Origin of the sequence: Sphaerisporangium dianthi (assembly GCF_042654065.1) — a bacterium.
Taxonomy (GTDB): Bacteria; Actinomycetota; Actinomycetes; order Streptosporangiales; family Streptosporangiaceae; genus Sphaerisporangium; species Sphaerisporangium dianthi.
In genome coordinates this window covers 206803-233763 of record NZ_JBHSFP010000008.1, presented here as the reverse complement: position 1 = coordinate 233763, position 26961 = coordinate 206803, and the positions used below count along the sequence as shown (strand labels likewise).

Below are 26961 nucleotides of genomic sequence, written 5' to 3'. Positions count from 1 at the left end.
GCCGCCGTCCGGCCGCGCCCCCGGTGCGCCTCAGGAGGAGTAGGTCGTCGTGCAGACGGTCCCGTTCAGGGTGAACGAGGCGGGCGGTGGGTTGGCGCCGGTCTGGTTGCCGACGAATCCGAAGCTGGCCGTGTTGCCGCCGTTCGGGGCGAGATAGGTGTTCGAGCCGGCGGGGGTGACGACCACGTTCTGGCCGTTCTTGGCGAAGACGGCGTTCCATGTGCTGTCGGAGAGGGACTCGGTGGTGGCTGGGAAGGTGAAGGCCAGTGTCCATCCCGTGATGGGGGCGGGCCCGGTGTTGGTGACGCTGATGTTCGCCACGAAACCGCTGCCCCAGCCTGTGGCGACGTTGTAGGTGACGGCGCAGGTGCTGTTCCGCGGCGTCCCCGTCACGAAGGTGACCGGCTTGGAGGGCATCGAGAGATGGCCCTTCTGGCCGGTGGCGAGGACGTTGAGCGTGTACGACGTGCCCGGGACCAGGTTCCGCGCGGTGAACGAGGTCGAGGTCGATTCGCCCAGCAGGACACTGTTGGTGCCGAACTGCCGGTAAACGGCGTAACGGGTGACCTCGCCGCCGGTGGAGCGCTGCCAGGAGATCGTCGCGGTGTTCGCGGTGACGTCGCCGGCGGTCGGATCGCCGGGCGCCGTCAGCGCGGTGTCGACCGGGTTGGTGGACGACGGCGTGAGTTTGAGCGTCACGATCGAGTACGGCGGGATGAGCTGCGTGTTCGCGGTGCCCTGCTTGGAGGTGGCGATCGCGGTGTACCCGGAGCCCAGGGTGTGGACGGTGGGTGTGGCGCCGCTCGGCGTCCAGCCGTCGTAGTCGAGGTGCACGGTGTAGGCGTTGCCGGGGTCCTGGTTGACCAGCTCGACGCTGAGGCCGCCGTCGGCGTTGCGGGCCGCGTGCACGGAGATGAGCCCGTTGTCCGAGCCGGCCTTGACCAGCGTGTCGCCGGGCAGCGCCACCTTGCTGAGCATCTGCAACGCGTAGTAGGGCGCGAACGGCGTGTTCAGCGGCGGCTCGCAGACGTTGTCGCTGTTGCAGTTGCCGCTCGATATCAGGCCCCCGTCGCCGTACGACGTCGTCCCGTCGGGCGCGGTGCTGATCTCGCCCATGCCGTTGCGGGTGTCCCAGTAGTCCACCGTGAAGACGCCGTTCTCCAGCGCGGTGAAGTAGACGTCGGCGGTGAACAGCCCGCCCACCTGCGTGTCCGACTGGTAGTTGGAGGAGGTCTCGGTCAGCGCGATCCCGATGTCCGGGCCCTTCGGGCCGGCGTACTGGTTGATCTGCCGCCGGATCTGGTCCAGCTCACCGGGAAGCAGCCGCACCTGCTGGAGGACGTCCGCGGCGGTGGTGTGGTTCGGGTAGTAGTGCACGATCGCGAAGTCGATGTACGGTCCCGCGATCGACAGCACCGTCTGGTTCCACGCCGCGCTGTCCCCGGTCTGGACGACCCCGTCGGGCCAGTTGCCCGGGTCGGTGACCACCGCGCCGATCTTGATCGTGGGATCGACCGCCTTCATCGCCTGGGCGTACTGCACGAGGTTGTTCGCGTAGGCGGCCGGCCCTTTGCTGTCGTGGTAGTCGAGCTCCCATTCGGCGCCGTAGTAGCCGTTGCCGAAGACCTCGTTGCCGATCTCCCAGTACTTCACGCCGTAGCCCTTGGTGAGGTTGGCGTACCTCACCCAGTCGGCGGCCTCCTGCGGCGTGCCGGAACCGTAGTTCGCGATGAGTATCGCCTGCGCGCCGATGGCGTTGACCGTGCCCATGAAGGAGTCGAAGTCGGTTCCCGGCGCCACGTATCCGCCACCCGAGACGGTGCTGGTCTTCCAGTGGAAGCCGTCCCCGTAGGAGCCACCGGGATAGCGCATCATCTGCACACCGGCCGCGCCGAGGAGGTCCGCTGATGCCTCGGTGTTCATGTTCCCGTCCCATACGGCCTGGTTGAGGCCGTACGCGGTGTCGGGCACGGTGCCGAGCCCTTCACGGGCGTTGACGGTGACGTTGACGGCCGGGGTCTCCGCCTGAGCCGCCGTACCGGGGACCGCGAGGACGGCGCCGGCGAGGGCCACGGCGACGCCCACGGCGATTCCGCGCCCTCGTCGGTGTCTGCGGAGTGATGACTGGCTCACGGGTTCTCGCTTCCTGGAGTTGGGAGAGTGCCGGCGATGCCGGGCGTCCGGTGACACGCGGCATCGCCCGAGGTGGGTGGCCGGCGTCGCGTCGCAGGAGACGTTGATGACGGCGACTGCGTGCCGCCGATGACCGGCGAAACCTACCCGGCCGCGGTGACCGGGTAGAGCCGCCGGTCACCTGATCAGGGTCGTGTCCACTTCTGGTTGTTCTGGCCGGTGCACGACCAGATCTGTACCTTGGTGCCGTTGGCGGTACTGGCGCCGGAGACGTCCAGGCATTTACCGGCGCCGATGGCGGTGATGGTGCCGTCGGAGTTGAGACGCCACTTCTGGTTGTTCTGCCCGTTGCAGTCCCAGATGATCACGGGCGTGCCATCGGCGGCGCCGGCGCCGTTGACGTCCAGGCACTTGTTGCCGTAGACCCGCAACTCGTTCGCGTTGGTGGCCGCCCACTGCTGGTTGGCGCCGCTGTTGCAGTCCCAGATCTGCAGCTGGACGCCGTTGGTCTGGGAGTTGCCGTTGACGTCCAGGCATCGGCCCGAGGCCACGCCCCGGATCGTGGAACTGGGCGATGTGCCGCCGGCGGGCCGAAGATGCAGGCCGAACTCGGCGATGGCCGGGGCGCCCCGGGAGCTGGTGATGCGCAGCCGCACCCGGCTGGTGGTGACGGGGGACGCCAGGCGGATCAGCTTCTTGTGGCCGATCGTGGTATCGGCCGCTATCTGGGTCCAGGCGGTGCCGTTCCAGGAGTCGACGGCGAACGACCTCGCGCGCTGGCCGATGCGCAGGTCCTCCTGGGCGGAGATGACATCGAAGGTCCGCGAGGAGGGCAGGGTCAGCGCCAGCGCGCCGGTGGTCCCGGTCGGCTGCCAGGAGCTGTCGAGGTTGCCGTCCACCGCCAGGTCCGGGGTATGGCCGGTGCTGTTGGAGGTGCCGCTGTCGTTGGCCGCGCCGGCGCCGCTCGCGAGATCGGTGGCGAAGGTCGAGGACACGATGGCGCCGAACTGCGTCAGGGTGTCCACCGCCGTCTGGTCCAGCAGCCCTTGCCGATTCGGGGAAAGGTTCAGCAGCATGTTGCAGTTGCGTCCCACCGATGCGTAGTACATCTCGAGCAGTTCGCTCGGGGGTCTCCAGGTCTCGCCGGGTTGCCAGAACCAGTTGTGGCGCGCTGACAGGGTTCCGTTGCACTCTCCAGGGAACCACCGCAGCATGTTCCACGCGCTGGTCCCGTCGGCCTTGCGCTGGGACAGCACGCTGTCGCTGCCCAGATCGCTCGCGCCGTTACCGCCGGGCACGCCCAGCACCGAATCGGCGCCGGTCGCGGCGTCGCCGGTGGCGGGCACGACCGACCATTCCGAGGTGCGCGCGTAGCCGTTCTCGTTGCCGACCCAGCGCACGTCCGGCCCGCCGTCGTTCTCCATGACCGCGTTCGGCTGCAGCGTGCGGACCATGGTGGCCCAGTCCTTGAAGTTGTAGGGCTGGTTGCGGCCGGTGGGGTTGGCGCCGTCCCACCACAACTCGTCGATGCCGCCGTAGCGGGTCAGCAGTTCGTACAGGGTGTTTTCGAAATAGGCGTTGTAGTCGTCGGAGTTGAAGCGGAACGTCACTCCGTTGACGATCTCCGAGGAGTCGGAAGGGATCGTCACCTGCTTGGCGGCGCTGCCATTGGCGAACCGCCCGCCGGACAGGTTCTCGTGCAGGTCGGCGGGCGACACGTACAGCCCGGCCTTCAGCCCGTACTTGTGCATGGAATCGGTGAAGCTCTTGACCACATCACCCTGTCGGCCGGACCAGGAGGACGACGCCACGCCGAAGTTGCTGTACTTGGAGGGGAAGAGCAGAAAACCGTCGTGGTGCTTGGCGGTGAGGATGGCCCCCTTGAACCCGGCGTTCTTCATCGCGGCCGCCCACTGGTCGGTGTTCAAACCCGTGGGCTGAAAGGCGTTCGGGTCCTCGGTGCCGGTGCCCCACTCTCTGCCGGTGAAGGTGTTGATGCCGAAGTGGAGGAAGTTGTACTGCTCCAGCCGCTGCCAGGCGAGCTGGCGCGGCGCCGGCACGACATCAGCGGCCTTCGCGATGATCGTCGCAGGGGAGTCCGACGCCGACACGGGCGTGACCTGGACCGTGGCGGCGTAGGAGGCGTCGGCCGGCGCCAAGGCGACCGCGACCAGGCCGAGAACCGACATCGCACTGAGCGTTCTTCTGACAAGAGTGCGCATCATCGGCGCGAACGTACGCCGATTCGCAGTCCACATGTGTGGTCCCTTCTTCGACACGCGGATGTTCGGTGGGCCCGGGAGGTGAACCGAGGAGATGCCTGCGGTACGGCAGGCACGGGCGGTCATGGACGCAAGCGCGCCTTACGGAATCGATTCGATGGCGTCGGCGCCACGATCACCGTGGACCGCCATGGTGTCAAGGAGTCCCGCTGCGGTGAGGTCGTCGCCCGGTACGGCCGAAGTGGCGGGCCACAGCGGCGTTTCACGGCTCAGAGACGGTCGGAGCTCCCCGGTTCGAACGAAATTTCTCCGTCAACGATTTGAAAGTTTCCATCGATGCGCCATGAGCCCGGTGAAGCCGGGCCCACCGGTCACTGATCGGCCGGCGAGGAGGTGCTCTCCCGAACCGTCAGGGTCGTGGCCAGCTCGAGGCCTATCTGTGGCGTCTCCTCACCACGCCCCAGGGCGAGCGCCAACTCGGTGGCGGCGGCGGCCATCTCGGTGAGCGGCTGGTGGACGGTGGTCAGCGGAGGATCGACGAGCGCGGCGACGGGCAGGTCGTCGAAGCCCACCACGCTCACGTCCGCCGGTATCCGCAGCCCCAGCTCCCGGGCGGCCTGGTAGACGCCGAGCGCCTGCAGGTCGTTGCAGGCGAAGATCGCAGTGGGTCGCTCAGGTCCGCTCAGCAAGCCGAGCGCGGCCACACGTCCACCCTCTGTGGTCAGCTCGGCGCGTACGACGAGGTCGGTGTCCACGGACAGGCCCGCGGCCTCAAGGGCCGAGCGATAGCCGTCCAGCCGGGCCCGGCAACAAATGATCCGGTCATGTCCGGCGATCATCGCTATGCGGCGGTGTCCCAGTTGCACGAGATGGCGGGTCGCCGACCGGCCTCCCGCCCAGTTGGTCGCGCCGACGTACGGGACGCCGTCCGGCAGTTCGATCGTGGGGTCGAAGACCACGAACGGGATGTCCTTGGCCTGCAACTCCTCACGCTGCTCCTGCGACAGTTGGGCGACCGTGACGACGCAGGCCGGACGACGGGCCAGCGTGTCGCCGATCGGATGTCCCGCCGGATCCCGCGGCGGCCCGAACTCGGTCAGCACGACTCCGACGCGCTGTTCACGGGCCACCCGCTCGACGCCGCGGATGATCTCCATGCCCCACATGTCCTCAAGCTCACCGAAGACGAGCTCCATCACGTTCCTGCGGTTGGTCTTGCGGTAACCGTATTCGCTGATCAGCGCCTCGACACGGGCGCGGGTGTCGGCGGCCACTCCGGGACGGCCGTTGATGACCTTGGACACGGTCGGGATCGAGACTCCGGCCGTCTCCGCGATGTAGGAGATGGTCACGGGTCGGGTCGGGTCGCCTTTCGGGTGCTCCGGGTCGCTGACGATTCCGCCTGACTCGGCGTAGGACAACCTGGCCCCTTTCGTCATCGCCCCCACGGTCAGCACCGCGCGAAGGCCCGTTCACGGCGCAAGGATAACCCGTCGCCCGCAACGGCGACTTGCGCGTTCAGGTCGAGGATCGACCCCGGTCGACCGGCCTGGGGCGAGATGGGACGCGGGGCGACCGTCATGCGCACAGTGGCTTTGAAACATTCACGGAGACTCAGCGCGATACTTTCTGCACGTCCAACGGCCCCAAACCGGCATCGACCACAAAAGCAATGGTCATCGAGTCGGCCGACCGATCGACGGTCGGGGCGAGGTGAAGGATTCAGGTTTCCGGGTCGCTCGTGTAGGTCGACGGGGCCGAGGGCGGGTGGACGGAAATATGGTCGACACCTACTTTATGTTTCTAAATATTTGGCCAGGAACTTTCCACGCTCAAGGTGGTTCGGCGGTTGGAGCCGACCGCTCCTCATCGAGAGACTGCCGATCGGCGCCGTTGAAGGCTGACGCCATCGAGGGAGAGCAATGAAACTGCACAGCTTACGGGGGGTCCGCCTGCGGATCGGCGCGGTCCTCGCCGCACTGACCGCGCTCGTGCCGACGGGAATGATGACGGCCGTGAGCGCGAACGCCGCCGCGGGCTGCGGCGTTACCTACACCGTCTCATCACAGTGGCCAGGCGGATTCACTGCGAATGTTAGCGTTAACAATCTGGGTGATCCCATCAACGGCTGGAAGCTCGCCTGGACCTTCCCGTCGGGCCAGCAGGTCACCCAGGCGTGGAACTCGACGGTCACCTCCTCCGGAGCGCAGGTCACCGCGGCGAACGTGAGCTGGAACGCGACCATCGCCACCAACGCGACGGTCTCGTTCGGCTTCAACGGGTCGTGGTCCAGCGCCAACACCGCGCCGACGTCCTTCACGCTGAACGGCGTCAAGTGCACCGGTGGAGTGGCGAGCCCCTCACCTTCGCCGACACCCACCCCAACGCCAACACCAACACCAACGCCCACCCCCACGCCGACACCGACGCCCACGCCCACGCCCACGCCGACGCCCACACCTACGCCTACGCCTACGCCTACGCCGGGCAATGCGATGGCCATCGTGGCCGCCATGCAGCCCGGCTGGAATCTGGGCAACACGTTCGACGCCATCCCCGACGAGACGTCGTGGGGCAACCCGCTCACCACGCAGGCCATGCTCCACCAGGTGCGGTCCCAGGGGTACAAGAGCATCCGCATCCCGATCACCTGGAGCAACCACCACGGCGCGGCGCCCGACTACACCATCGACTCCGCGTGGCTGAACCGCGTCCGCCAGGTCATCGACTGGTCTCTGGCCGAGGGCTTCTACGTGCTGATCAACCTGCACCACGACTCGTGGCAGTGGATCAACACCTACCCCGCCGACTCCACGACGGTGATGAACCGCTACACCGCGCTGTGGCGCCAGATCGCCGGCACCTTCCGCGACTACTCACCGAAGCTCCTGTTCGAGAGCATCAACGAGCCGCAGTTCGCGGGCACGTCCGACGACGCCCAGGGCGATCAGCTGGTGAACACGCTCAACACCGCGTTCGTCCGCCTCGTACGCCAGACCGGCGGAACCAACGCCACCCGTGTCCTGGTGCTGCCCACGCTGCACACCAGCAGCGAACAGCCCCGCCTGGACGTACTGAGCTCCACCTTCTCCTCTCTGCGCGATCCCAACCTCGCCGCGACGGTCCACTTCTACGGCTGGTGGCCGTTCAGCGTGAACATCGCCGGCGGCACCAAGTACGACAGCAACGTCGAGCAGGACCTGACCGCTTCGTTCGACCGGGTGCGCGACACGTTCGTCTCCCGGGGCATCCCGGTGATCGTCGGGGAGTGGGCGCTGCTCGCCTATGACTACACCCGCCCGGGAATCATCGAGCGCGGCGAGTTCCTGAAGTTCATCGAGGCCGTGGGGTACCACGCCCGCACACGCAACCTCACCACGATGCTCTGGGACGCGGGCTCGTTCCTGGACAGGAACCAGTTGCGATGGCGGGACCAGGTCGTGTTCGACATGATGAAGGCGAGCTGGACCACCCGCTCGGGCACCGCCTCCTCCGATCAGGTGTACCTGCCCCGCACCGGCACGATCCCGAGCCGGACGCTCACGCTCAACCTCAACGGCACCACGTTCCAGGGACTGCGACAGGGCAGCACCGCTCTGGCCCAGGGCACCGACTACACCGTGTCGGGCACGACGCTGACGCTCACGTCGTCCGCCCTCACCCGGCTTGCCGGTAACCGGGCGTACGGGGTGAACGCCACGATAGAGGCCCGCTTCTCCCAGGGCGCGCCGTGGCAGATCAGCATCATCTCCTCCGACACGCCGACGCAGGCCGCCGCCACCGGCACGACGTCGTCGTTCGCGATTCCCACCCAGTTCCGCGGCGACCAGCTCGCCACCATGGAGGCCAAGTACGCCGACGGCAGCGGGGCTGGACCGGCCAACTGGACGTCGTTCAAGGAGTTCTGGAGCTCTTTCCAGCCCGACTACAGCGCCGGCACCATCCTTCTCAAGCCCGAATTCTTCGCCGAGGTCAACGACGGCCGCGTCACTCTCACCTTCCACTTCTGGAGTGGAAAGCAGCTCACGTACTACATCACCAAATCCGGCACCACCGTGACCGGCGGCACCAGCTGACGATCAGCACGAGCGGGTGCCGTGACCATGCGGGCACGGCACCCGCCGAACCCCGTCGGGATTCCGCGCCGGCACGGGCACGGCTCCTGCGCGTACGTGGTGAAGCCGACCTTCAACGGGCCGATGAAGACGCCTTCCGTCACGACCGGCCCGCTGCGCCACGTCAACGCCGGCCGATGCCTGGACGTCGCCAACGCCTCCCAATCCAACGGCGCGCAGGCACAGCTGTGGGACTGCAACGGTCAAGCCAACCAGCAGTGGACGCCGACCTCCGCCAAGGAGCTCAGGGTCTACGGCAACAAGTGCCTGGACGCCAACGGCCAGGGGACGGTCGACGGCACCCAGATCGTCATCTGGGACTGCAACGGCGGGACCAACCAGCAGTGGACCCTCAACACCGACGGCAGCATCACCGGCGTGCAGTCCGGCAAGTGCCTGGACGCCAACGCCGCCGGCACCGCCAACGGCACCAAGGTGATCCTGTGGAGCTGCCACGGTGGCAACAACCAGAAGTGGACCCGCAGCTGATCTTGTGACAAGGGCCGCCCGCGAACGCTGACAGCACATGGCCCGACCGGCGGGGTGGTGTCGTCCCGCCTCAACATGGCCACCCTCAGGAGATGAGAGATGTCGCCCTCACCACGCCATGACGCCCGCGGCCGCAGCCTCGGCCTCCGCGGCCCGGCCCGACATCGGCGTGTCGGCGTACGCGTTCCCCCTCGGCCAGGTCCGGCTCTCCTCCGGCCGCTGGCTGGACAACCAGAACCGCACACTCACGTACCTGCGCTTCGTCGACGCGGACCGCCTGCTGCACACCTTCCGGACGAACGCCGGCCTCTCCAGCTCTGCCCAGCCGTGCGGTGGCTGGGAGGCACCGGGCATCGAACTGCGCGGGCACTCCTCCGGGCACGTGCTGACCGCCCTCGCCCAGGCATACGCGATCACGGGCGACTCGGCGTACAAGAGCAAGGGCGACTACATGGTCGACGCGCTCGCGAGCTGCCAGGCGGCCTCGCCCGGGCGCGGTTACCACGCGGGCTATCTGTCGGCGTTCCCGGAGAACTTCTTCGACCGGCTTGAGAGCGGCCAGACAGTCTGGGCTCCGTGGTACACCCTGCACAAGATCTTGGCGGGCCTGCTCGACCAGTATGCGCTGGCCGGGAACGCCAAAGCTCTCACCGTGGCCACGAACATGGCGGGCTGGGTCGACTGGCGCACCGGCCGGCTCAGCGCCTCGCAGATGCAGGCCGTGCTCAACACCGAGTTCGGCGGCATGAACGCCGCGCTGGCGGACCTCTACCAGCAGACCGGTGACGCCCGGTGGATGACGGCGGCGCAGCGGTTCGACCACGCCGCCGTCTTCACCCCGCTCGCGGCCGGCTCCGACCAGCTCAACGGCCTGCACGCCAACACCCAGATCCCCAAGTGGATCGGCGCCGCCCGGGAGTACAAGGCCACCGGGACGACCCGCTACCGGGACATCGCCACCAATGCCTGGAACTTCACCGTCGGCGCGCACAGCTACGCCATCGGCGGCAACAGCGTCGCCGAACATTTCAGGCCGCCCAACGCGATCGCCGCGTACCTCACCAACGACACCTGTGAGAGCTGCAACACCTACAACATGCTCAAGCTCACCCGGGAGTTGTTCACGCTGTACCCGGACCGGGCCGATCTGTTCGACTACTACGAACGGGCCCTGATCAACCAGATGATCGGCCAGCAGAATCCCGCCGACGCGCACGGCCACGTCTGCTATTTCACACCGCTCAACCCCGGCGGGCGCCGCGGCGTCGCCTCCAACAACGGCGGTTACAGCACCGACTACAACTCCTTCTGGTGCTGCCAGGGCACCGGCCTGGAAACCCAGACCAAGCTCGCGGACTCGATCTACTTCTACAACGGCACGACGCTGATAGTGAACCTGTTCGCCCCGTCGGTGCTGTCCTGGACCCAGCGCGGCATCACGGTCACCCAGACGACGTCCTACCCGGCGAGCGACACCACGACCCTCCAGGTCACCGGCAATGCCGAGGGGTCGTGGACGATGCGGGTCCGCATCCCGGCCTGGGCCTTCGGGGCCGCGATCAGCGTCAACGGCGTCCAGGAGAACGTGAGCACCACGCCGGGCTCGTACGCCGGCCTCACCCGCTCCTGGACCTCCGGCGACACCGTCACCGTCCGCCTGCCCATGAGCGTGGTGATGAGGTCCGCCAACGACAACCCGAACATCGCGGCGGTCACCCACGGGCCGGTCGTGCTGGCCGGGAACTACGGCGGCACCGCGCTGTCCGCGCCGCCCGCCCTGGCCACCGCGTCCGTGACCCGGACCAGCGGCACGGCCCTGACGTTCACGGCCACCGCAAACGGATCCACCGTCCCTTTGATCCCGTTCTACGATGCCCACGCCGTGAACTACAACGTTTACTGGAACACCGGCGGCGGCACCAGCGGCGTCCCCACTGGCTGGGCACGGATCGCCAACGTCACCACCGGACTGGTCCTGGACAGTGGCGGCAACGTCGCCTCCGGCTCCAACCTCAAACTGTGGAACTACGACGGCAGCACCAACCTGCAATGGCAGCTCGTCGACCTGGGCAGCGGCTGGTACCGCATCGTCAACCGCACCAACGGCATGGTCGCCGACAGCTGGGGCAACGCCGCCAACGGCGCTCCCGCCAGGCAGAACGCCTGGAACGGCGGCAACAACCAGCAGTGGCGCCTCAACAACACCGGCAACGGCCGCTACCAGATCATCAACCGCGGCACCGGTACCGCCCTGGACGGCATGGGCAACACCTCCGCCGGCTCCACCGTCGGCATGTGGGCCCCTAACAGCAACACCAACAACCTCTGGACCATCACCGCCACCTGACGGCGGTGGAGGTGGGCACGGCGATCACCGGCGTCTCGCCCAGGCCACCGGCGGCGCAGCTCATCCTGCTGCGGTCACAGGTTGCGTTGGTCTTCTCGACCAGCAGCGGCGCCCGCGTGACCGCCCACAACATGCGCCGCGACGCCCGCAAGGTGCTCAACGATGCCGGATTCAACGGAAAGGCCTGGGCACCAGGGGAATTGCGGCATAGCTTCGCGTCTCTGCTGTCGGACCACGACATGCCGGATGCACGTCCGGGGGTATCTCTCCAGGTGTGTAAGGAGTGATCTAGAGGGAAGCAAGTGACCTGTGGGGACACCCACTTCTTCGGAGGGAGCCCACGCCCCGTTTCCTGGATCAGAGACGGGGTGTTTTGGCTGGTGGGCGCTACTGGGTTCGAACCAGTGACCCCTCGCTTGTAAGGCGAGTGCTCTACCGCTGAGCTAAGCGCCCGGATGCCCTTGGTGGAGGGCAGGTGGGCTACACCTTACGGTACGGAGGGCGACCTGAGCACATCGAGAGCCCAGGTGGAGCCCACGTCGGGGATGCCCGCCGCCTGCCAGCCGAGGAGGGCCGCGCCGAGCATGCCGGCGTTCATGCCGAGGGCCGCGTGGCGCAGTGGCGGGGCGGGACGGAAGCCGAGCCTGGACTGCAGGCGCTCGGCCAGCGGCTCGAAGAGGGCGGGGCCCGCTTCCGCCAGGCCGCCGCCGATGACGATCGAGGAGGGGTCGAGGAGGAGGGTGTAGGAGGCCAGCGCGAGCGAGAGGGCCTCCAGTGCCTCGTCCCAGACGGCGGAGGCGTGGGGGTCGCCGCGCATGGCCAGGGCCACGACGTCCTCGGCGGCGGGGGCGGGTCCGGTGAGGGGTGGCGTCAGGGAGCGCAGGGAGGCGGCGCGGCTGAGGCGCTCGCTGTAGCGGCGGGCCACCGAAGCGGCCGAGGCGTAGGTCTCCAGGCAGCCGACCTGGCCGCACGCGCAGCGTTCGCCGTCGGGGAAGACGGGGATGTGGCCGATCTCGCCACCCCACCCGGCCGAGCCGCCGTACGGCTCCCCGTGGACGATGGACGCGCCGGCGATGCCGGTGCCGATCGGGAGGAACAGGAAGTCGGGCTCGGATCGGCCGGCGCCGAGGACGCGCTCGGCCAGGCCTCCGGTGCGGACGTCGTGTCCGAGCCGGACCGGCACGTCGAGCGAGGTGAACTCGGTCGCGGGGACGTCCTTCCAGCCGATGTTCGCCGCGTAGAGGGCGGTGTCGGAGTTGACCAGGCCCGGGACCGCCAGGCCGACGCCGGCCGGCATGCCGGAGGTGACGGGCGACTCGGGGCCGCCGGAGGGCCTGCCCGAAGTGAAGGGTGTTCCGGTGCCGTATGGCACATCGGAGATGAAAGAGGTTCCGGTACCGCCGGAGGGCCTGCCGGGGGTGAGGGGCGTCCGGGGGGCGGTGCCGGGGGAGCCGCCGGCGGTGGGGGGCGTTCGGGGGGTGGGCGCGGTCGTGTCGGTGGGGGTGGTCGGGGAGGGGAGGGTGCGGCCGGATCGGGCCAGGTCGTCGATGAAGGTGCGGATGGCCTCGATGACGCGCTGGGGGCCTTCGTCGCGGGGGGTCGGGCGGCGGTCGGTCAGCAGGACCTCGCCGTCGGAGGCGACCAGTCCGCCCTTCATGGAGGTGCCGCCGACGTCGAGGGCGACGACGTAGGACTTCGGGCTCATGCCGTCGCTCCGGTGGACGAACTCGCGTGGCCGGACTCGTGCACCGGTGTGTTCCCCACTTCCACGATCCCCGGCGGGCCACGGAACGGCCCGCCAAATTGCGCATTCCCGCGCAGTTTTGCCCATATAGGGGCATGAGTCAAAACCGTGCGAGGACGTGCCTCGACCCGGCCGTGGCCTGCGCCTGGGACGGGTGCCGGCCGGTCAGGAGGCCGGATGACGGCCGAGGACGCGGCTGAGGGCGGCCTCGACCTCTTCTGACAGGCCAGGGGCGCCGGCCCGTACCAGGGAGTGCCTCTCGCCGGGATCGGTCTCGCCGCCCTGCGCGAGCCGCACCGCCCCGCACGAGCGGCACTCGACCTCGCCGAGCCTGCAGATCAGCTTGGTGGAGCCGCAGGATCCGCAGCGGTCGAGATCGAGATCGAGGTCATGCTCCCGCTGACATGACGGGCAGATGAGCACCTGCCGTTCACGCCGCACGCCGCGCCGCCAGGGGCTCGCGCCCCGAACCGGATCCGTCTGCCGGACGCCGCACCGATAGCAGGGCATCGTCGCCACCGCCTTCGTCTTCGCCGGGCCGCCGCCCGGCGCGCTTCGCTAGGAGTGTTCGTCGAGCACCTTGCGGTACCCGGAGATGTCGCGCGCCGAGGGGATCGGGTTCACTTCCTTCCAGCGGACCACACCCTCGCCGTCGATGAGGAAAGTGCCGCGAAGGGCGCGACCTCCCTGCTCATCGAAGACACCGTACGCCTGTGCCACCTCGCCGTGCGGCCAGAAATCCGACAGCATCGGGAAGGTGAAGCCCTCTTTGTCGGCCCACGCCCGCTGGCTGAAGAGGGAGTCGACCGACACGGTCAGTACCCGCACATCATCCGGCACCGAGGTCACGAGTTCGTCGCGAACGGCGCACAGCTCTCCGTGGCAGATGCCGCTGAAGGCCAGCGGGTAGAACACGAGCAGCACACGATCACCACGAAGGCCGCTCAGCCTCACCGGTGCGCCGTGCTGATCTTGCAGCTCGAAGTCCGGCGCCTTGTCTCCCACCTCGACGGCCATGCCGGTCCTTTCCCCACCGAAAACGCCTAGAAGGTTCCTAGAAGATGAACGGATTCCCGCGATTGCGCGTCCGGCGGCACACCGAGAGCATCATGCCTGCCGTACGGCCTGTGTAAGCCGTACGGCAGGAAGCGGAAAGTCGCAGAGCCGCGGCGACGCCCTGATGAGTTGGACGCTCGAAGACGGCAGCACGCCCCGGTGCACCTCCGGACACCCCCCGGGTGATCGGACGACCGGTGAACGGCCGGGCTGGTCAGGCGTCGTTCCGGACGCCGTGACGACGACCGGACACCTTGGCGACGGCCAGTGGGGCTAACGGCGGCCCTTGGGAGCGACGAGTCGCGTGCCCGACCAGTCTCGGGCCGCGCTGACGCTGCTGGTCTGCGAGAGGCCCGCCGTGGCGGCGTCCTCCCCGATGTCGCTCGGCTCGACGTGGCCGTCCCGCCCGACCTTCGGGGTCAGCAGCCAGATCTGACCTCCGTCGGCCAGCCCGGCCATCGCATCACTCAAAGCGTCGAACAGATCCCCGTCCCCGTCGCGCCACCACAGCAGCACGACGTCGATGACCTCTTCGGAGTCCTCGTCGACCAGTTCGTTGCCGGTCAGCTCTTCGATCGACTGGCGAAGCTCCTCATCGGAGTCCTCGTCCCAGCCGATCTCCTGCACCACCTGACCCGGCTTCAGACCGAGTCGCTCGGCCAGGCCGCGCTCGCCCTGCGCCTGACCCGCGGTCGCGCTCACGTTTATCCCTCCTGCTTGGATGGCCCCGCCCAATGCGGTTCGCCGGCCCCTGCGAGGCCGCTTCGGCACAGTCCACACGCTGTGACCCATCGTCGTCAACGGTCGCCACGACCGGTGACCCGCACCGTTATCTGTTAGTCCGACAAAAACGACAAACGAACACGCCGTTCCGCGTTGTCGACGTTGAGGTCGACGATGGCGACCGACTGCCATGTGCCCAGTGCCAGCCGCCCGTCAAGGACCGGAACCGTCGCGTACGGCGGGATGAGCGCCGGCATCACGTGTGACCTGCCATGACCGCGCGAGCCGTGGGCGTGGCGCCACCGGTCGTCGGCTGGAAGCAGGTCGCCCAGCAGGCCGAGGAGATCGTCGTCGCTGCCGGAGCCGAGCTCGAGCAGCGCCACCCCCGCCGTCGCGTGCGGCACGAAGACGTGCAACAACCCGTCTCCCCCGCACGAGCGCGCGAATTCCTCGCACTGCCGGGTGATGTCGTGCACCCGTTCCCTGTTCCCGGTCCTCACCTCGAACGTCTGAGATCTCACCTGACGGATCTTATGATCCCCGCTGAACTGGGACGACAATCGCGTCCGGGCCTGGAAACACCAAACCGGTGTGCCCGTCGTCGAAGCGTACGACGTACGGCGGGCAGCCGTCGGGTCCCCGGACCTCGATGATCAAGCCCGGCCGGTCCCTCTCCCCCACGATGTTCCCGTGGACGAGGAGCCGATCTCCAATGGTCGCGTACACGACGATCCCTCCTTCCTCGCGGTCGCTTCCACGCTCATACGGCTCGTTCCCGGAGGAAAGAGGGAGAGACCCTCCCCCGACGGAGGGAGGGGAAATAAACACCGAAACGTTACCCTTCGCGGATGTGCCGCTTCCGGCTCCGGAGAGTGCGGCTCCCGGGGGTGCGAGCGCGGACGGCGGCGTCCTGCGTCCGCGACACCGCGGCCGCCCACGTCCTGGTCACCGCGGCCGCCGTGCTCATCGTGGAGACCGTGCTTCTTGGGCCGATGATCTCGTCGGCGAGCGGGCCGGACCTCGGCGCCCGCTCGCGGAACCAGGCAGGCAAGGACGCGACGAGGGCCGCGGCGGGAAGAGGGGGACGCCGGCGGGGTCCGCGGCCCGACGGATCAGCCCGATTCCCGGGCCCTCGGCCCACGGTCACCCGGAGCTTCTCGCGGGAAGCTCCGGCGCGGAGCGGAGGCGATGGGGCGGAGCGGAGGCGATGGGGCGGACGGCCGCCCGCACGATGCGCGGGATGGGGGGACGTCCCGCTCATCGCGCGGGAGCGGGGTTCGAACTCTCTCCGGCAGGGGAGGCAGGGAGGTGCGGAGACCCTTCAGGGGGGCTCAGGGGGGACCGGAACGGACCCCCGCATCGATATGCTTTGTTGCGTCCTGCGAAAATCGTCCTACCATCGGTGGTCTAGGCCAGATTTGCGGCCCTGCCAGCAGGGACATCTTGGTTACCGGACGGTAGAGATGCACTTTCCGGAGTAAGCGGCCAGGATGGAAGGCGACCTAGACATCGAAGAAGAGGCTTACCAGTCCATCCTCGGAAGGCGAGACCCAGTGGCTTCCGGACGCCAGCGTTTCTCGATCATCAGCGACGGCCTACCCAGCCAGCTGCCTGATGTCGACCCCAGCGAGACCCAGGAATGGCTCGAGTCGCTTGACACCGTCGTCAAGACGGAGGGTCGTAGCCGAGCCCGATATCTGATGCTGCGCCTGCTCGAGCGCGCGCGCGAGCATCAGGTGGGGGTCCCAGGGCTGCGGAGCACCGACTACATCAACACCATCCCGCCGGAGCGCGAGCCCTGGTTCCCGGGCGACGAGTACGTCGAACGGCGCATCAGGGCCTACACCCGGTGGAACGCCGCGGTCATGGTGACCCGGGCCAACGCCCGCACCAACGTCGGTGGCCACATCGCCACCTACGCCTCGGCCGCGTCGCTGTACGAAGTGGGGTTCAACCACTTCTTCCGCGGCAAGGACCACGGCGAGTCGGGCGACCAGGTGTTCATCCAGGGCCACGCCGCCCCCGGCATCTACGCCCGCGCCTTCCTTGAAGGCCGGTTGAACGAGTCGCAGCTCGACGCCTTCCGCCAGGAGCTCTCCCACGGCTTCCACGGCCTGCCGTCGTACCCGCACCCCAGGCTGATGCCCGACTTCTGGGAGTTCCCCACGGTCTCCATGGGTCTCGGGGCGATCGGAGCGATCTACCAGGCGCGGTTCAACCGCTACCTGCTGAACCGCAAGATCAAGGACACCAGCCGCAGCCACGTGTGGTGCTTCCTCGGCGACGGCGAGATGGACGAGCCCGAGTCGCTCGGCGCCATCGGCCTCGCCTCCCGCGAAGAGCTCGACAACCTCACGTTCGTCATCAACTGCAACCTGCAGCGGCTCGACGGCCCGGTACGCGGCAACGGCAAGATCATCCAGGAGCTCGAGTCGTTCTTCCGCGGCGCGGGCTGGAACGTCATCAAGGTCGTCTGGGGCCGCGAGTGGGACCAGCTCCTCGCCGCCGACGTCGACGGCGTGCTCGTCAACAAGATGAACACCACCCCTGACGGGCAGTTCCAGACCTACTCCGTCGAGTCCGGCGAGTACATCCGCGAGAACTTCTTCGGCGACGACCCGCGCCTGCGCAAGATGGTCGAGCACCTGTCCGACGACGACATCCGCAAGCTGTCGCGCGGCGGCCACGACTACCGCAAGGTCTACGCGGCATTCAAGGCGGCCCGCGAGCACGTCGGCCAGCCCACGGTCATCCTCGCCCAGACCATCAAGGGATGGACCCTCGGCAAGGACTTCGAGGCGCGCAACGCCACGCACCAGATGAAGAAGATGAGCAAGGCCGAGCTCAAAGAGTTCCGCGACCGGCTCTATCTCCCGATCCCCGACAAGGACCTCGAGGGCGACCTGCCCCCGTACTACCACCCGGGCGAGAACGACGACGAGATCGCGTACATGCGCGAGCGCCGGGCGGCTCTGGGCGGTTACCTTCCCAAGCGCGTCATGCGGGCCAAGCCGCTCAAGCTCCCCGGCGACAAGGTCTACGACATCCTGAAGAAGGGCTCGGGCAAGCAGAACGTCGCCACCACGATGGCGTTCGTCCGCCTGCTCAAGGACCTCATGCGCGACAAGGAGATCGGCGCGCGGTTCGTGCCGATCATTCCCGACGAGGCCCGCACCTTCGGCCTCGACGCGATGTTCCCGACCGCGAAGATCTACTCGCCGCACGGCCAGACCTACGAGGCCGTCGACCGCAACCTGCTGCTGTCGTACAAGGAGTCGGTCGAGGGCCAGATCCTGCACGAGGGCATCAGCGAGTCGGGCTCCATGGGGTCGGCCATCGCCGCAGGCAGCGCCTACGCGACCCACGGCGAGCACATGATCCCGATCTACATCTTCTACTCGATGTTCGGGTTCCAGCGCACCGCCGACCAGATGTGGCAGCTCGGCGACCAGATGGGCCGGGGCTTCCTGCTCGGCGCGACGGCAGGGCGCACCACCCTCAACGGCGAAGGCCTGCAGCACGAGGACGGCCACTCGCCGCTGATCGCCTCGACCAACCCCGCCGCCGTGTCCTACGACCCGGCATGGGGCTTCGAGATCGCCCACATCGTGCAGGACGGCCTGCGCCGCATGTACGGCGAGCAGCCCGAGGACATCTTCTACTACCTCACCGTCTACAACGAGCCCTACCTGCAGCCGGCCGAGCCCGAGGGCCTGGACGTCCAGGGCGTGCTCAAGGGCCTCTACCGCTTCGCCCCGGCTCCCGACATCGAGGGCCCGCGGGCGAACATCCTCTCCTCCGGCGTGGCCGGCCGCTGGGCGCTGGAGGCCCAGCGCCTGCTCGCCGAAGAGTGGGGCGTGGCGGCCGAGTTGTGGTCGGCGCCGTCGTGGTCCGAGCTGCGCCGCGACGCGCTCGAGTGCGACGAGCACAACCTGCTCAACCCCGAGGCCGAGCAGCGCGTGCCGTACGTCACCCAGGTGCTGTCGCAGGCCAGTGGCCCGTTCGTCGCGGTCAGCGACTACATGCGCGCCGTCCCCGACCAGATCTCCCGGTGGGTGCCCGGCGACTGGACCTCGCTCGGCACCGACGGCTTCGGCCTGTCGGACACCCGGTCCGCGCTGCGCCGCCACTTCCACGTGGACGCGGCGTCGATCACCCTGGCGGTGCTCACCGAGCTGGCCAGGCGGGGCGAGGTCAAGCAGGAGGTCCTGCGCGAGGCCATCGCGCGCTACCACCTGAAGAACGGCGTCACCGAGGCGGTCGCCCAGACGACCCCTGAGAGCAACGAGACGCAGTCCATGGGGGTCTGACCCTTCTGGACGGCTTACGGCGGGCCCCCGTGCGAATGCGCGCGGGGGCCCGCCGCGCGTCCGGCCCCCGCGCCGTGGCCGGCCGCGCCTCCGGTCCCGCGCCGTGGCCGGCCGCGCGTCCGGTCTTGGGCCGTGGCCGGCCGCGCGCCTGGTCCTGGGCCGTGGTCAGCCGCGCGCCTGGTCCTGGGCCATCAGGTCGGGGATGTGCGGGGCGTACTCCTCCAGGGGACGGCGGGGGTGTGCCTGCTCGTCGGTGAGCGCCGCGCCGGCGATGCGGTCGAGCCGGAACACCCGCACGTCCTCCCGCAGGCGGCACCACCCCACCAGATACCAGAAGCCGCCTCGCCCGCCGATGAAGACGCCCGGCTCGACATCGCGCTCGGTGACCTCCCCCGACTTGGCGTCGTAGGTGATGCGCACCACCTGCCGGTGGAGCAACGCCTCGTCGATGACCCGCGCGACCGCCGCCCGCCGCTCGCCGTCCGCGCCCACGGAGCCCGCCGCACCCCCCGAGCCCGCGCCCCCGGCGCCCTGCGCACCCCCTGAACCCTTGACGCCCGAACCCCCTGAACGCTCGGCGTCCACACCCCCTGAACCCTCGGCGCCCGGGGCCGCCTCGGCATCGGCGGGCTTCGCCGAGCCGGTGGTACCTGTGGCGGGGCTCTCGACGTCGCCGAAGTCTCTGAGCGCGGCGAGCGCCGCGGCGTCCGCCGGCTCGCCGCACTCGCCGGATTCGCCGGACTCCGCCGGCGGGCGCGCGCCCGCGGAGGCGGACATGGCGGCCTTCAGCTTGCGCAGCGCGGTGCGGGCGCCGCCTGCCAGGGGACGCCTCGCGGCCCTGCTGAGGGCGATCGCCACGGCCACCGCCTCGTCGGGTGTGAGGCCGAGCGGGGACGGCGTCCCGGTCTCGTCGAGGGCGTAGCCGCCCCGGCCGCCGTCCTCGGCGCGTACGGGCACACCCGCCTTGCGCAGGGCCTTGATGTCGCGCTCGACGGTGCGGACGCCCACCTGTAATCGCTCGCTCAGCTCGCCCGCGGACCGGCACCGGGGGGAGATCGCGCGCAGCTCCTCGACGAGGGCGTACAGCCGATCGGTACGGTTCACATCCCGAACCTACGCCGCGCGGCCGGCTTTCGCGCCGGACGCGGGTGGCCGGATCAGGCGGCGGTGGCGGCGGTCCAGGCGAGCAGGGCGTCTGGCGCCCAGGTGTTGACCACCCGGGCGGGCTCGATGCCGCACCGCACGGCCCGCTCGCAGCCGAGGTGCTGCCATTCGAGCTGCCCGGGAGCGTGGGCGTCGGAGTCGATGGAGAACAGGCACCCCATCTCGTAGGCCAGCCGCAGCAGCCGCTTGGGCGGGTCGAGCCGGTCGGGACGGGAGTTGATCTCCACGGCGACGCCGAACCGGCGGCAGGCCTCGAAGACGATCTCGGCGTCGAACGCCGACTCGGGACGCAGCCCGCCGCGCCGCCCGCCGGCCTGGACGATGCGGCCGGTGCAGTGGCCGAGCACGTCGACGCGCGGGTCGGCGACGGCCATGACCATCCTGCGGGTCATGTCGCCCGCGTCCATCCTGAGCTTGGAGTGCACGCTGGCGACCACCACGTCGAGCCGGTCGAGCAGCTCGGGCTCCTGGTCGAGCGAGCCGTCGGGCAGGATGTCGACCTCGATGCCGGTCAGGACGCGGAACGGCGCGAGCTTCTCGTTCAGCGCGGCGACGAGGTCGAGCTGCTCGCGCAGCCGGGCCGGGGAGAGCCCGCGGGCGACGGTGAGGCGCGGCGAGTGGTCGGTGAGCGCCAGGTAGGCGTGCCCGAGCCCGCGGGCCGCCACGGCCATCTCCTCGACGGGCGAGCCGCCGTCCGACCAGTCGGAGTGGCTGTGCAGGTCGCCCTGGAGCGCGGCGCGCAGGGCGGCGGTCGCCTCGTCCAGGTCGAGGCCGGCGGTGTCCTCCAGGCGGCGCAGGTAGGTGGGCACGTGCCCGTCCAGGGCCTCGGCGATCGCCAGGGCGGTGACCTTGCCGATGCCCTTGAGGTCGGACAGCCCGCCGGAGCGCGCGAGCCGCACGAGCTCGCCTCGGGGGATCTCGCCGATGGTGGCGGCGGCGCCGCGGAAGGCGCGCACCCGGTAGGTCGGCTCGCCGGCCCGTTCGAGGAGAAAGGCGATCCGCTTCAGCGCTTCGACCGGTTCCACAGCTGCGAATCTACCCAGCATCCCGCGGCCCCGCGGCCGTCGCCCGATACGCCCGGTGATTCGCCATTTACCAGGATTCGGGAAACTTCACCCAGACTTGCTCCGTTGATCACATGAATCATAGGCTTTGCCCACATTTTTTCGAGAGACGGAACCCGATGGCGAACCCCCGGCCGCCCAAGCGCACACGGCCGTCGCATCCACTGGCGATGAACCCCGCGGCGGTGCCGGCCGGCGGCAGGAAGCTGTCCTCCAGTGTGATCACCCTGGGGGCGATGGGCCTGCTCTCCACGCTGGTGGTCGGGTTCTGCGCCGCCCAGGACACCTTCGCCGAACGGGTCTCCGCCGACTGCGTGGACCTCGGCGGCCGCGGGGCCGACGGGTCCTATCCGGTCGTGGACGACGACCGCTGCGACGACGACCGCGCCGGAGGCTCCTACCACGGCTCGCACGGCGCCTACGGCTGGTACTACGGAGGGGTCAGGCAGGCCGGCCGGGTGCTGCACGGCACGACCGTCAAACCCGCCGGCGCCCACATCAGCAGCCGGTCGGGCACGGTGCTCCAGCGCGGCGGCTTCGGCGGCCGGGGCATCGGGGGGAGCTGACATGCGCAGGCAGGCGTCCACGCGGCGGGACGGCTGGGAGAAGACCATCGAGGCGCAGGGCCTGGCCTACCACCGCTCCGCCCACCCGGTCCATCTCGCGCGGCCCTATTGGGACGAGGGCGTGCAGTACGTGTTCACCATGGAGGAGATCCTCGCCCTGGAAAGCCAGGTCGATGAACTGCACGGCATGTGCCTCGCGGCCGTCGAGCACGTGATCTCCGCCGGCCGCTACCGCGACTTCGCGATCCCCGACTGGGTGGCGCCGGAGATCGAGGCGTCCTGGCGGCGCGGCGACCCACACGTGTACGGCCGCTTCGACCTGCGCTACGACGGGCGAGGGCCGGCCAAGCTGCTGGAGTACAACGCCGACACCCCGACCAGCCTCGTCGAGAGCTCGATCGTCCAGTGGTTCTGGCTCCAGGACGTCCATCCCGGTGACGACCAGTGGAACTCCATCCACGAGCGCCTGATCGACCGGTGGCGGGAGCTGCCGCTGCAGAGCGGGCCCGCCCACTTCTCCTGGACCAACATGGACGAGACGGGCGAGGAGGCGATGACGCTCGGCTACCTGCAGGAGACCGCCGAGCAGGCCGGGCTGGCCACCGTGGCCGTCGCCATGGAGGACATCGGCTGGGACCCCCGCGCGCTGCGTTTCGTCGACATGGAGAACCGGGTGATCCGCACGCTGTGCAAGCTCTACCCGTGGGAGTGGGCGGTCGCCGACCCGTTCGGGCCGCAGGCCGTCAGGCAGCAGGTGTCCATGACCTGGATCGAACCGCTGTGGAAGATGCTCCTGTCCAACAAGGCGCTGCTGGCGGTCCTGTGGGAGATGCACCCCGGCCATCCGAACCTGCTCCCGGCCTACCTGGACGGCCCGCGCGACCTGCGCGCCCACATCGTCAAGCCGCTGCTCGGCCGGGAGGGCGCGGGGATGCGCATCGTCACCCCGGAGGGCGCCCAGAGCACCGAGGGCTCCTACGGCGCCGAGGGCCACGTCTACCAGGAGTTCCTTGCTCTGCCCGACTTCGACGGCTGGCGGCCGGTGCTCGGCGCCTGGGTCGTCGGGGACGAGGCCGCGGGGCTCGGCATCCGGGAGACCTCCGGCCTGATCACCGATGACTCCTCCTCCTTCGTCCCGCACCGCATCGCACCGTGACCCGTCCCGCACCGCATCGCACCGTGACCCCCGCACCGCAGCCCGACTTGATCCGTTCCGCACCGCATCGCGTCGCGTCGGCCGTCCCTCCCACCCCCCGCCCAGCACGCCCAAGGAGCACCAATTGACCATCGCGCTCGCCGCCCCCCTCGGGGAGGCGCTCGGACGAGGAGCCCTCGCCATCCTCGCGTACGCGGTCCTGGGCGTCCTGTTGCTGATCGCCGGCTTCTACGTCGTCGACCTCGCCACGCCCGGCCGGCTCAGCAAGCTGATCCAGCAGGACCGCAACCCCAACGCGGCGCTGCTGGCCGCCTCCGGCCTGACGGCCGTCGGGCTGATCGTCGCCGCCTCCATCTGGTCGTCGGGCGGCGCGCTGCAGGAAGGGCTGCTCGTCACGCTCGCGTTCGGCCTCACCGGCATCGTCGTGCAGGCTCTCGGCATGCTGTTGTTCGACCGGGTGGCCGGCATCTCGGTGCGCGACCTGGTGCGCGAGCCGGCGCTGCAGCCTGGCGCCGTCCTGCTCGCCGTGACCCACGTGGTGATCGGGCTGATCACCGCCGTCGCGGTGATCTAGCACACGCGGGCCGCCGCCTGGCGGCGACAATGCGCAGGTAGGGCCGTCGCACGGCGTGACATAGCGCACGTAGGGCTGTCGCACTCACGCTGACCTGGCACCCTAGGGATGTGAATGACCGGGTACGCGAGGACACCGCACGACGGCTCGAGCGGGCGATGGGGACCCTCGGCACCGCCGCGATGACCCGCATGGACGAACGGCTGCCGTGGTACCGCGCGCTCTCGGCGGAGGACCGCTCGTGGGTGGGCCTGGTCGCCCAGGCCGGCATCGCCGCCTTCGTCGAGTGGTTCCAGCACGCCGACGAGGGCAGGCCGACGCCGAGCATCGAGATCTTCGGCACGGCTCCGCGCGAGCTCAAGCGTTCGGTCTCGCTGCAGCAGACGGTCGACCTCGTGCGCGTCGTCGTCGAGGTGGTCGAGGCCGAGGTGCAGGATCTCGCGGCGCCCGGCGGCGAGGAGCTCCTGCGGCAGGCGATGCTGCGCTACACCCGCGACGTCGCCTTCGCCGCCGCGCACGTCTACGCGCGCGAGGCGGAGGTGCGCGGCGCGTGGGACGCCCGCCTGGAGGCCCTCATCGTGGACGCGCTGGTGCGCGGCGAGGTGGACGACGGGCTGCACTCATGGGCGGCGGCGCTCGGCTGGACGTCCTCCCCGGTCGTGGTGCTCGCCGGGTACGCCCCGGACGTCGACCCCCAGACCGTCATCGACGGCATGCGCGACAAGGGCCGGCGGCTCGGCCACGACCTGCTGGCCGGGGTGCAGGGCGACCGCCTGATCGTCATCGTCGGCGGCGCCGGCAGCATCAAGGACGCCGCCAGGCACGTGGTGCCGCGCTTCGGCCCCGGGCCGATCGTCATCGGCCCCGAGGTGGCCGACCTGCACGCCGCGGCCAACTCGGCGCGCGCGGCCGTGGCGGGCCTGCGGGCGGCGCAAGGCTGGCCCGACGCGCCACGGCCGGTCCTCGCCGAGGACCTGCTCGCCGAACGGGCCATCGACGGCGACGAGGACGCCCGCGAGCAGCTCATCGAGAACGTCTACAAGCCCTTGGAGGGCACTCCGCTGCTCGACACTCTGGCGACCTACCTGGAGCAGGGCACATCTTTGGAAGCCACGGCCCGTCTGTTGTTCGTCCACCCGAACACGGTGCGTTACCGTCTGAAAAAGATCACGGAACTGACGGGCTACCAGCCCACCGAGGGCCGGTCCGCCTTCACTCTGCAGGTCGGCCTGATCCTCGGACGGCTGTCGCAGGCAACCGTAACTTAACCATGGTTCGGTAACGGTCCGGAAACCTTCGCTGGAGGATTCCTACAAAGACCCACCGATAAAGTTCGTACGGATCATTAGCAGTGTGGTGAACTCCTACAGGGCATGGTGGATTTTGTGCTCGTCATCGTCGCTCCAGGGCAAGGCGCCCAGACCCCAGGCTTCCTGTCCCCGTGGCTTGAGATCCCCGGTCTGCGTGACCGGCTTTCGGCATGGTCGGACGTCGCCGGCCTCGATCTGATCTCCTACGGCACCTCGGCCGACGCGGACGAGATCCGTGACACCGCCGTCGCGCAGCCACTCCTCGTAGCCGCCGGCCTCGCCGTCGCCGAGGTGCTGCTGGCCCCGGGCGACGCCGCGGCGAAGCCCCCCGTGATCCCAGACGTGCTCGCCGGCCACAGCGTCGGAGAGTTCACCGCCGCGGCCATCGCGGGCGTCCTCACCCCCGAACAGGCCATGGGCCTGGTCGCGCAGCGCGGCCAGGCGATGGCCAAGGCCGCCGCCGTCACCGAGACGGGCATGACGGCCGTGCTCGGCGGCGCCGAGGAGGACGTCCTCGCGGCCATCGAGCGGCACGGCCTGACGCCGGCCAACATCAACGGGGCCGGCCAGATCGTCGCCGCCGGCACGAGCGAGCAGCTCGCCGCCTTCGCGGCCGAGCCTCCGGCGCGGGCGAGGCTGCGGTCGCTGTCGGTGGCCGGCGCGTTCCACACCCGCCACATGGTGCCCGCCGTCGACCACCTGCGGGCCGAGGCCGCCGGCATCACTCCCGGCGACCCGCGCGCGACCCTGCTGTCCAACTCCGACGGCCAGGCCGTCGCCGGCGGCGCCGAGTTCGTGCGGCGACTGGTCGACCAGGTCGCCCGCCCGGTCAGGTGGGACCTGTGCATGGCCACGATGGCCGGGCTCGGCGTCACCGCCATGATCGAGCTGCTGCCGGGAGGCACGCTGACCGGCCTCGCCAAACGCGCGCTGCCCGGTGTCGCGACACTCGCGCTCAAGACTCCCGACGACCTCGCGGCCGCGCACGCCCTTACCAGCAAGGAGACCGGCCAGTGAGGATCATGCGAGGCTCCCCGGGCGCCAAGGTGCTCGCCTTCGGCGGCTACCAACCGGCCGGCGTCGTCACCAACGACGACCTGGCCAAGACGATCGACACCAACGACGAGTGGATCCAGAGCCGCGTCGGCATCAAGGAGCGCCGCATCGCCGGCCCCGAAGAGACCGACATCGACATCGCCGTTCAGGCCGGCGGCAAGGCGCTGGCCGCCAGCGGGCTGGCCGCCGACGAGATCGACCTGGTCGTCGTCGCCACCTGCACGCTTGAGGCGCAGATCCCCAACGCCGCCGCCCGCGTCGCCCACCGCCTGGGCATCCAGGCCCCCGGCGCCTTCGACGTGAACGCCGCCTGCGCGGGCTTCTGCTACGCCCTGGCCGCCGCCGGTGACGCGGTGCGGGCAGGGTCGGCCACCAACGTGCTGGTCGTCGGCACCGAGAAGCTCTCCCAGTGGGTCGACTGGACCGACCGCGCCACCTGCGTGATCTTCGCGGACGGCGCCGGCGCGGCCGTGGTCGGGCCCTCCGAGACGCCGGGCATCGGGCCCGTCGTGTGGGGCAGCGCCGGCGACAAGTCTGACGCCATCATCGTCAAAGACCGCGACTCCTTCCTCCACCAGGAAGGCCAGACGGTGTTCCGGTGGGCCACCACCGCGCTTCACCCGGTCGCCAAGCAGGCCTGCGAGCGTGCGGGCGTGGACCCCTCCGAACTCGCCGCCTTCGTCCCCCACCAGGCGAACCTCCGCATCATCGAGGCCATCGCCCGCAAGATCGGCGCGGACAACGCGGTCATCGCCAAGGACCTCGTCCTGGCCGGCAACACCTCTGCGGCCTCGATCCCGCTGGCGCTGAGCCGCATGATCGAGCGCGGCGAGGTCCAGTCGGGCGACCTGGCCCTGCTGCTCGGCTTCGGCGCGGGCTTGACCTACGCCGGCCAAGTGGTGGAGATTCCCTGAGCTTGTACGGAAGGCCCG

At 69.5% G+C, this 26961-nt stretch carries 22 protein-coding genes, 1 tRNA gene and 1 pseudogene; 11 read left to right on the top strand and 13 right to left on the bottom strand.

Annotated elements, in window-relative coordinates; translation table 11 throughout:
• Nucleotides 1-30: 30 nt before the first annotated feature.
• The 3 genes from ACFO60_RS15045 to ACFO60_RS15035 form a co-directional block, all read right to left on the bottom strand.
• On the bottom strand, nt 31-2085 hold the full coding sequence (locus tag ACFO60_RS15045) for a cellulose binding domain-containing protein (protein ID WP_380840810.1): 2055 nt from the start codon (nt 2083-2085) through the stop codon (nt 31-33).
• Nucleotides 2086-2318: 233 nt separating this feature from the next.
• Nucleotides 2319-4322: an RICIN domain-containing protein gene (locus ACFO60_RS15040; protein WP_380840809.1), complete on the bottom strand. Its 2004-nt coding sequence runs from the start codon at nt 4320-4322 to the stop codon at nt 2319-2321.
• A 404-nt stretch (nt 4323-4726) separates the two neighbouring features.
• On the bottom strand, nt 4727-5794 hold the full coding sequence (locus tag ACFO60_RS15035; RefSeq protein ID WP_380840807.1) for a LacI family DNA-binding transcriptional regulator: 1068 nt from the start codon (nt 5792-5794) through the stop codon (nt 4727-4729).
• Between the two features lie 483 nt (nt 5795-6277).
• Here ACFO60_RS15035 and ACFO60_RS15030 point away from each other — a divergent pair.
• The 4 genes and pseudogenes from ACFO60_RS15030 to ACFO60_RS15015 all read left to right on the top strand — a co-directional run.
• Nucleotides 6278-6634 (top strand): annotated as a pseudogene (locus ACFO60_RS15030) (cellulose binding domain-containing protein); the annotation flags it as partial.
• 234 nt (nt 6635-6868) lie between these two features.
• Nucleotides 6869-8431 carry a cellulase family glycosylhydrolase gene (locus tag ACFO60_RS15025; protein WP_380840911.1) on the top strand — a complete coding sequence of 521 codons (1563 nt, stop codon included), beginning with the start codon at nt 6869-6871 and terminating at the stop codon, nt 8429-8431.
• Between the two features lie 27 nt (nt 8432-8458).
• Nucleotides 8459-8959 (top strand): RICIN domain-containing protein, encoded by a 501-nt coding sequence (locus ACFO60_RS15020; protein ID WP_380840806.1) that lies wholly within the window; start codon nt 8459-8461, stop codon nt 8957-8959.
• 118 nt (nt 8960-9077) lie between these two features.
• The gene (locus ACFO60_RS15015) at nt 9078-11306 is read left to right on the top strand and encodes a beta-L-arabinofuranosidase domain-containing protein (RefSeq protein ID WP_380840805.1); all 2229 of its coding nucleotides are present in this window, start codon (nt 9078-9080) and stop codon (nt 11304-11306) included.
• On the opposite strand, the gene ACFO60_RS15010 is transcribed toward ACFO60_RS15015, so the two are convergent.
• From ACFO60_RS15010 to ACFO60_RS14975, 8 genes are all read right to left on the bottom strand, one after another.
• Complete coding sequence (locus tag ACFO60_RS15010; RefSeq protein WP_380840804.1) at nt 11293-11466, bottom strand: hypothetical protein; 174 nt, start codon at nt 11464-11466, stop codon at nt 11293-11295. The genes ACFO60_RS15015 and ACFO60_RS15010 overlap by 14 nt on opposite strands.
• Nucleotides 11467-11684: 218 nt before the next feature.
• Nucleotides 11685-11759, bottom strand: a tRNA-Val gene (locus ACFO60_RS15005).
• A 34-nt stretch (nt 11760-11793) separates the two neighbouring features.
• A complete protein-coding gene (locus ACFO60_RS15000; protein ID WP_380840802.1) occupies nt 11794-13011 on the bottom strand; it encodes an ROK family protein in 1218 nt (405 codons plus the stop codon).
• Nucleotides 13012-13215: 204 nt separating this feature from the next.
• Nucleotides 13216-13491 carry a hypothetical protein gene (locus ACFO60_RS14995; protein WP_380840801.1) on the bottom strand — a complete coding sequence of 92 codons (276 nt, stop codon included), beginning with the start codon at nt 13489-13491 and terminating at the stop codon, nt 13216-13218.
• A gap of 117 nt (nt 13492-13608) precedes the next feature.
• Nucleotides 13609-14067, bottom strand: coding sequence for a peroxiredoxin (locus ACFO60_RS14990; protein ID WP_380840800.1), 459 nt, complete (start codon nt 14065-14067; stop codon nt 13609-13611).
• A gap of 312 nt (nt 14068-14379) precedes the next feature.
• Complete coding sequence (locus tag ACFO60_RS14985) at nt 14380-14808, bottom strand: DUF3052 domain-containing protein (RefSeq protein ID WP_380840799.1); 429 nt, start codon at nt 14806-14808, stop codon at nt 14380-14382.
• A 134-nt stretch (nt 14809-14942) separates the two neighbouring features.
• The gene (locus ACFO60_RS14980; RefSeq protein WP_380840797.1) at nt 14943-15350 is read right to left on the bottom strand and encodes a secondary thiamine-phosphate synthase enzyme YjbQ; all 408 of its coding nucleotides are present in this window, start codon (nt 15348-15350) and stop codon (nt 14943-14945) included.
• Nucleotides 15351-15360: 10 nt separating this feature from the next.
• Nucleotides 15361-15555 (bottom strand): DUF1918 domain-containing protein, encoded by a 195-nt coding sequence (locus ACFO60_RS14975; RefSeq protein WP_380840796.1) that lies wholly within the window; start codon nt 15553-15555, stop codon nt 15361-15363.
• 827 nt (nt 15556-16382) lie between these two features.
• Between ACFO60_RS14975 and aceE the strand changes: the two genes are divergently transcribed.
• Nucleotides 16383-19139 (top strand): pyruvate dehydrogenase (acetyl-transferring), homodimeric type, encoded by a 2757-nt coding sequence (aceE, locus tag ACFO60_RS14970; RefSeq protein WP_380840794.1) that lies wholly within the window; start codon nt 16383-16385, stop codon nt 19137-19139.
• 165 nt (nt 19140-19304) lie between these two features.
• Here the strand turns inward: aceE and ACFO60_RS14965 are convergent, their stop codons facing one another.
• Complete coding sequence (locus tag ACFO60_RS14965) at nt 19305-20243, bottom strand: helix-turn-helix transcriptional regulator (protein WP_380840793.1); 939 nt, start codon at nt 20241-20243, stop codon at nt 19305-19307.
• A 53-nt stretch (nt 20244-20296) separates the two neighbouring features.
• A complete protein-coding gene (locus ACFO60_RS14960; RefSeq protein ID WP_380840792.1) occupies nt 20297-21328 on the bottom strand; it encodes a PHP domain-containing protein in 1032 nt (343 codons plus the stop codon).
• Nucleotides 21329-21537: 209 nt separating this feature from the next.
• On the opposite strand from ACFO60_RS14960, the gene ACFO60_RS14955 reads away from it, so the two are divergent.
• From ACFO60_RS14955 to ACFO60_RS14930, 6 genes are all read left to right on the top strand, one after another.
• Nucleotides 21538-21933, top strand: a complete 396-nt coding sequence (locus ACFO60_RS14955) for a hypothetical protein (RefSeq protein ID WP_380840791.1) — start codon at nt 21538-21540, stop codon at nt 21931-21933.
• A gap of 1 nt (nt 21934) precedes the next feature.
• The gene (locus tag ACFO60_RS14950) at nt 21935-23089 is read left to right on the top strand and encodes a glutathionylspermidine synthase family protein (protein ID WP_380840790.1); all 1155 of its coding nucleotides are present in this window, start codon (nt 21935-21937) and stop codon (nt 23087-23089) included.
• A gap of 124 nt (nt 23090-23213) precedes the next feature.
• Nucleotides 23214-23663 carry a DUF350 domain-containing protein gene (locus tag ACFO60_RS14945; protein WP_380840789.1) on the top strand — a complete coding sequence of 150 codons (450 nt, stop codon included), beginning with the start codon at nt 23214-23216 and terminating at the stop codon, nt 23661-23663.
• Nucleotides 23664-23821: 158 nt separating this feature from the next.
• The gene (locus ACFO60_RS14940; RefSeq protein ID WP_380840910.1) at nt 23822-24931 is read left to right on the top strand and encodes a PucR family transcriptional regulator; all 1110 of its coding nucleotides are present in this window, start codon (nt 23822-23824) and stop codon (nt 24929-24931) included.
• A 117-nt stretch (nt 24932-25048) separates the two neighbouring features.
• A complete protein-coding gene (locus ACFO60_RS14935; protein WP_380840908.1) occupies nt 25049-25990 on the top strand; it encodes an ACP S-malonyltransferase in 942 nt (313 codons plus the stop codon).
• 5 nt (nt 25991-25995) lie between these two features.
• On the top strand, nt 25996-26943 hold the full coding sequence (locus ACFO60_RS14930; protein WP_380840906.1) for a beta-ketoacyl-ACP synthase III: 948 nt from the start codon (nt 25996-25998) through the stop codon (nt 26941-26943).
• Nucleotides 26944-26961 lie beyond the last annotated feature (18 nt).

What these genes read in the sequence shown, in the direction of transcription:
- ACFO60_RS15040 (WP_380840809.1), bottom strand. Translation starts at nt 4,322, where the DNA reads ATGTCGGTTCTCGGCCTGGTCGCGGTCGCCTTGGCGCCGGCCGACGCC.
- ACFO60_RS15035 (WP_380840807.1), bottom strand. Translation starts at nt 5,794, where the DNA reads ATGACGAAAGGGGCCAGGTTGTCCTACGCCGAGTCAGGCGGAATCGTC.
- ACFO60_RS15025 (WP_380840911.1), top strand. Translation starts at nt 6,869, where the DNA reads ATGCAGCCCGGCTGGAATCTGGGCAACACGTTCGACGCCATCCCCGAC.
- ACFO60_RS15020 (WP_380840806.1), top strand. Translation starts at nt 8,459, where the DNA reads ATGCGGGCACGGCACCCGCCGAACCCCGTCGGGATTCCGCGCCGGCAC.
- ACFO60_RS15015 (WP_380840805.1), top strand. Translation starts at nt 9,078, where the DNA reads ATGACGCCCGCGGCCGCAGCCTCGGCCTCCGCGGCCCGGCCCGACATC.
- ACFO60_RS15000 (WP_380840802.1), bottom strand. Translation starts at nt 13,011, where the DNA reads ATGAGCCCGAAGTCCTACGTCGTCGCCCTCGACGTCGGCGGCACCTCC.
- ACFO60_RS14990 (WP_380840800.1), bottom strand. Translation starts at nt 14,067, where the DNA reads ATGGCCGTCGAGGTGGGAGACAAGGCGCCGGACTTCGAGCTGCAAGAT.
- ACFO60_RS14955 (WP_380840791.1), top strand. Translation starts at nt 21,538, where the DNA reads ATGAACCCCGCGGCGGTGCCGGCCGGCGGCAGGAAGCTGTCCTCCAGT.
- ACFO60_RS14950 (WP_380840790.1), top strand. Translation starts at nt 21,935, where the DNA reads ATGCGCAGGCAGGCGTCCACGCGGCGGGACGGCTGGGAGAAGACCATC.
- ACFO60_RS14940 (WP_380840910.1), top strand. Translation starts at nt 23,822, where the DNA reads ATGGGGACCCTCGGCACCGCCGCGATGACCCGCATGGACGAACGGCTG.
- ACFO60_RS14930 (WP_380840906.1), top strand. Translation starts at nt 25,996, where the DNA reads ATGCGAGGCTCCCCGGGCGCCAAGGTGCTCGCCTTCGGCGGCTACCAA.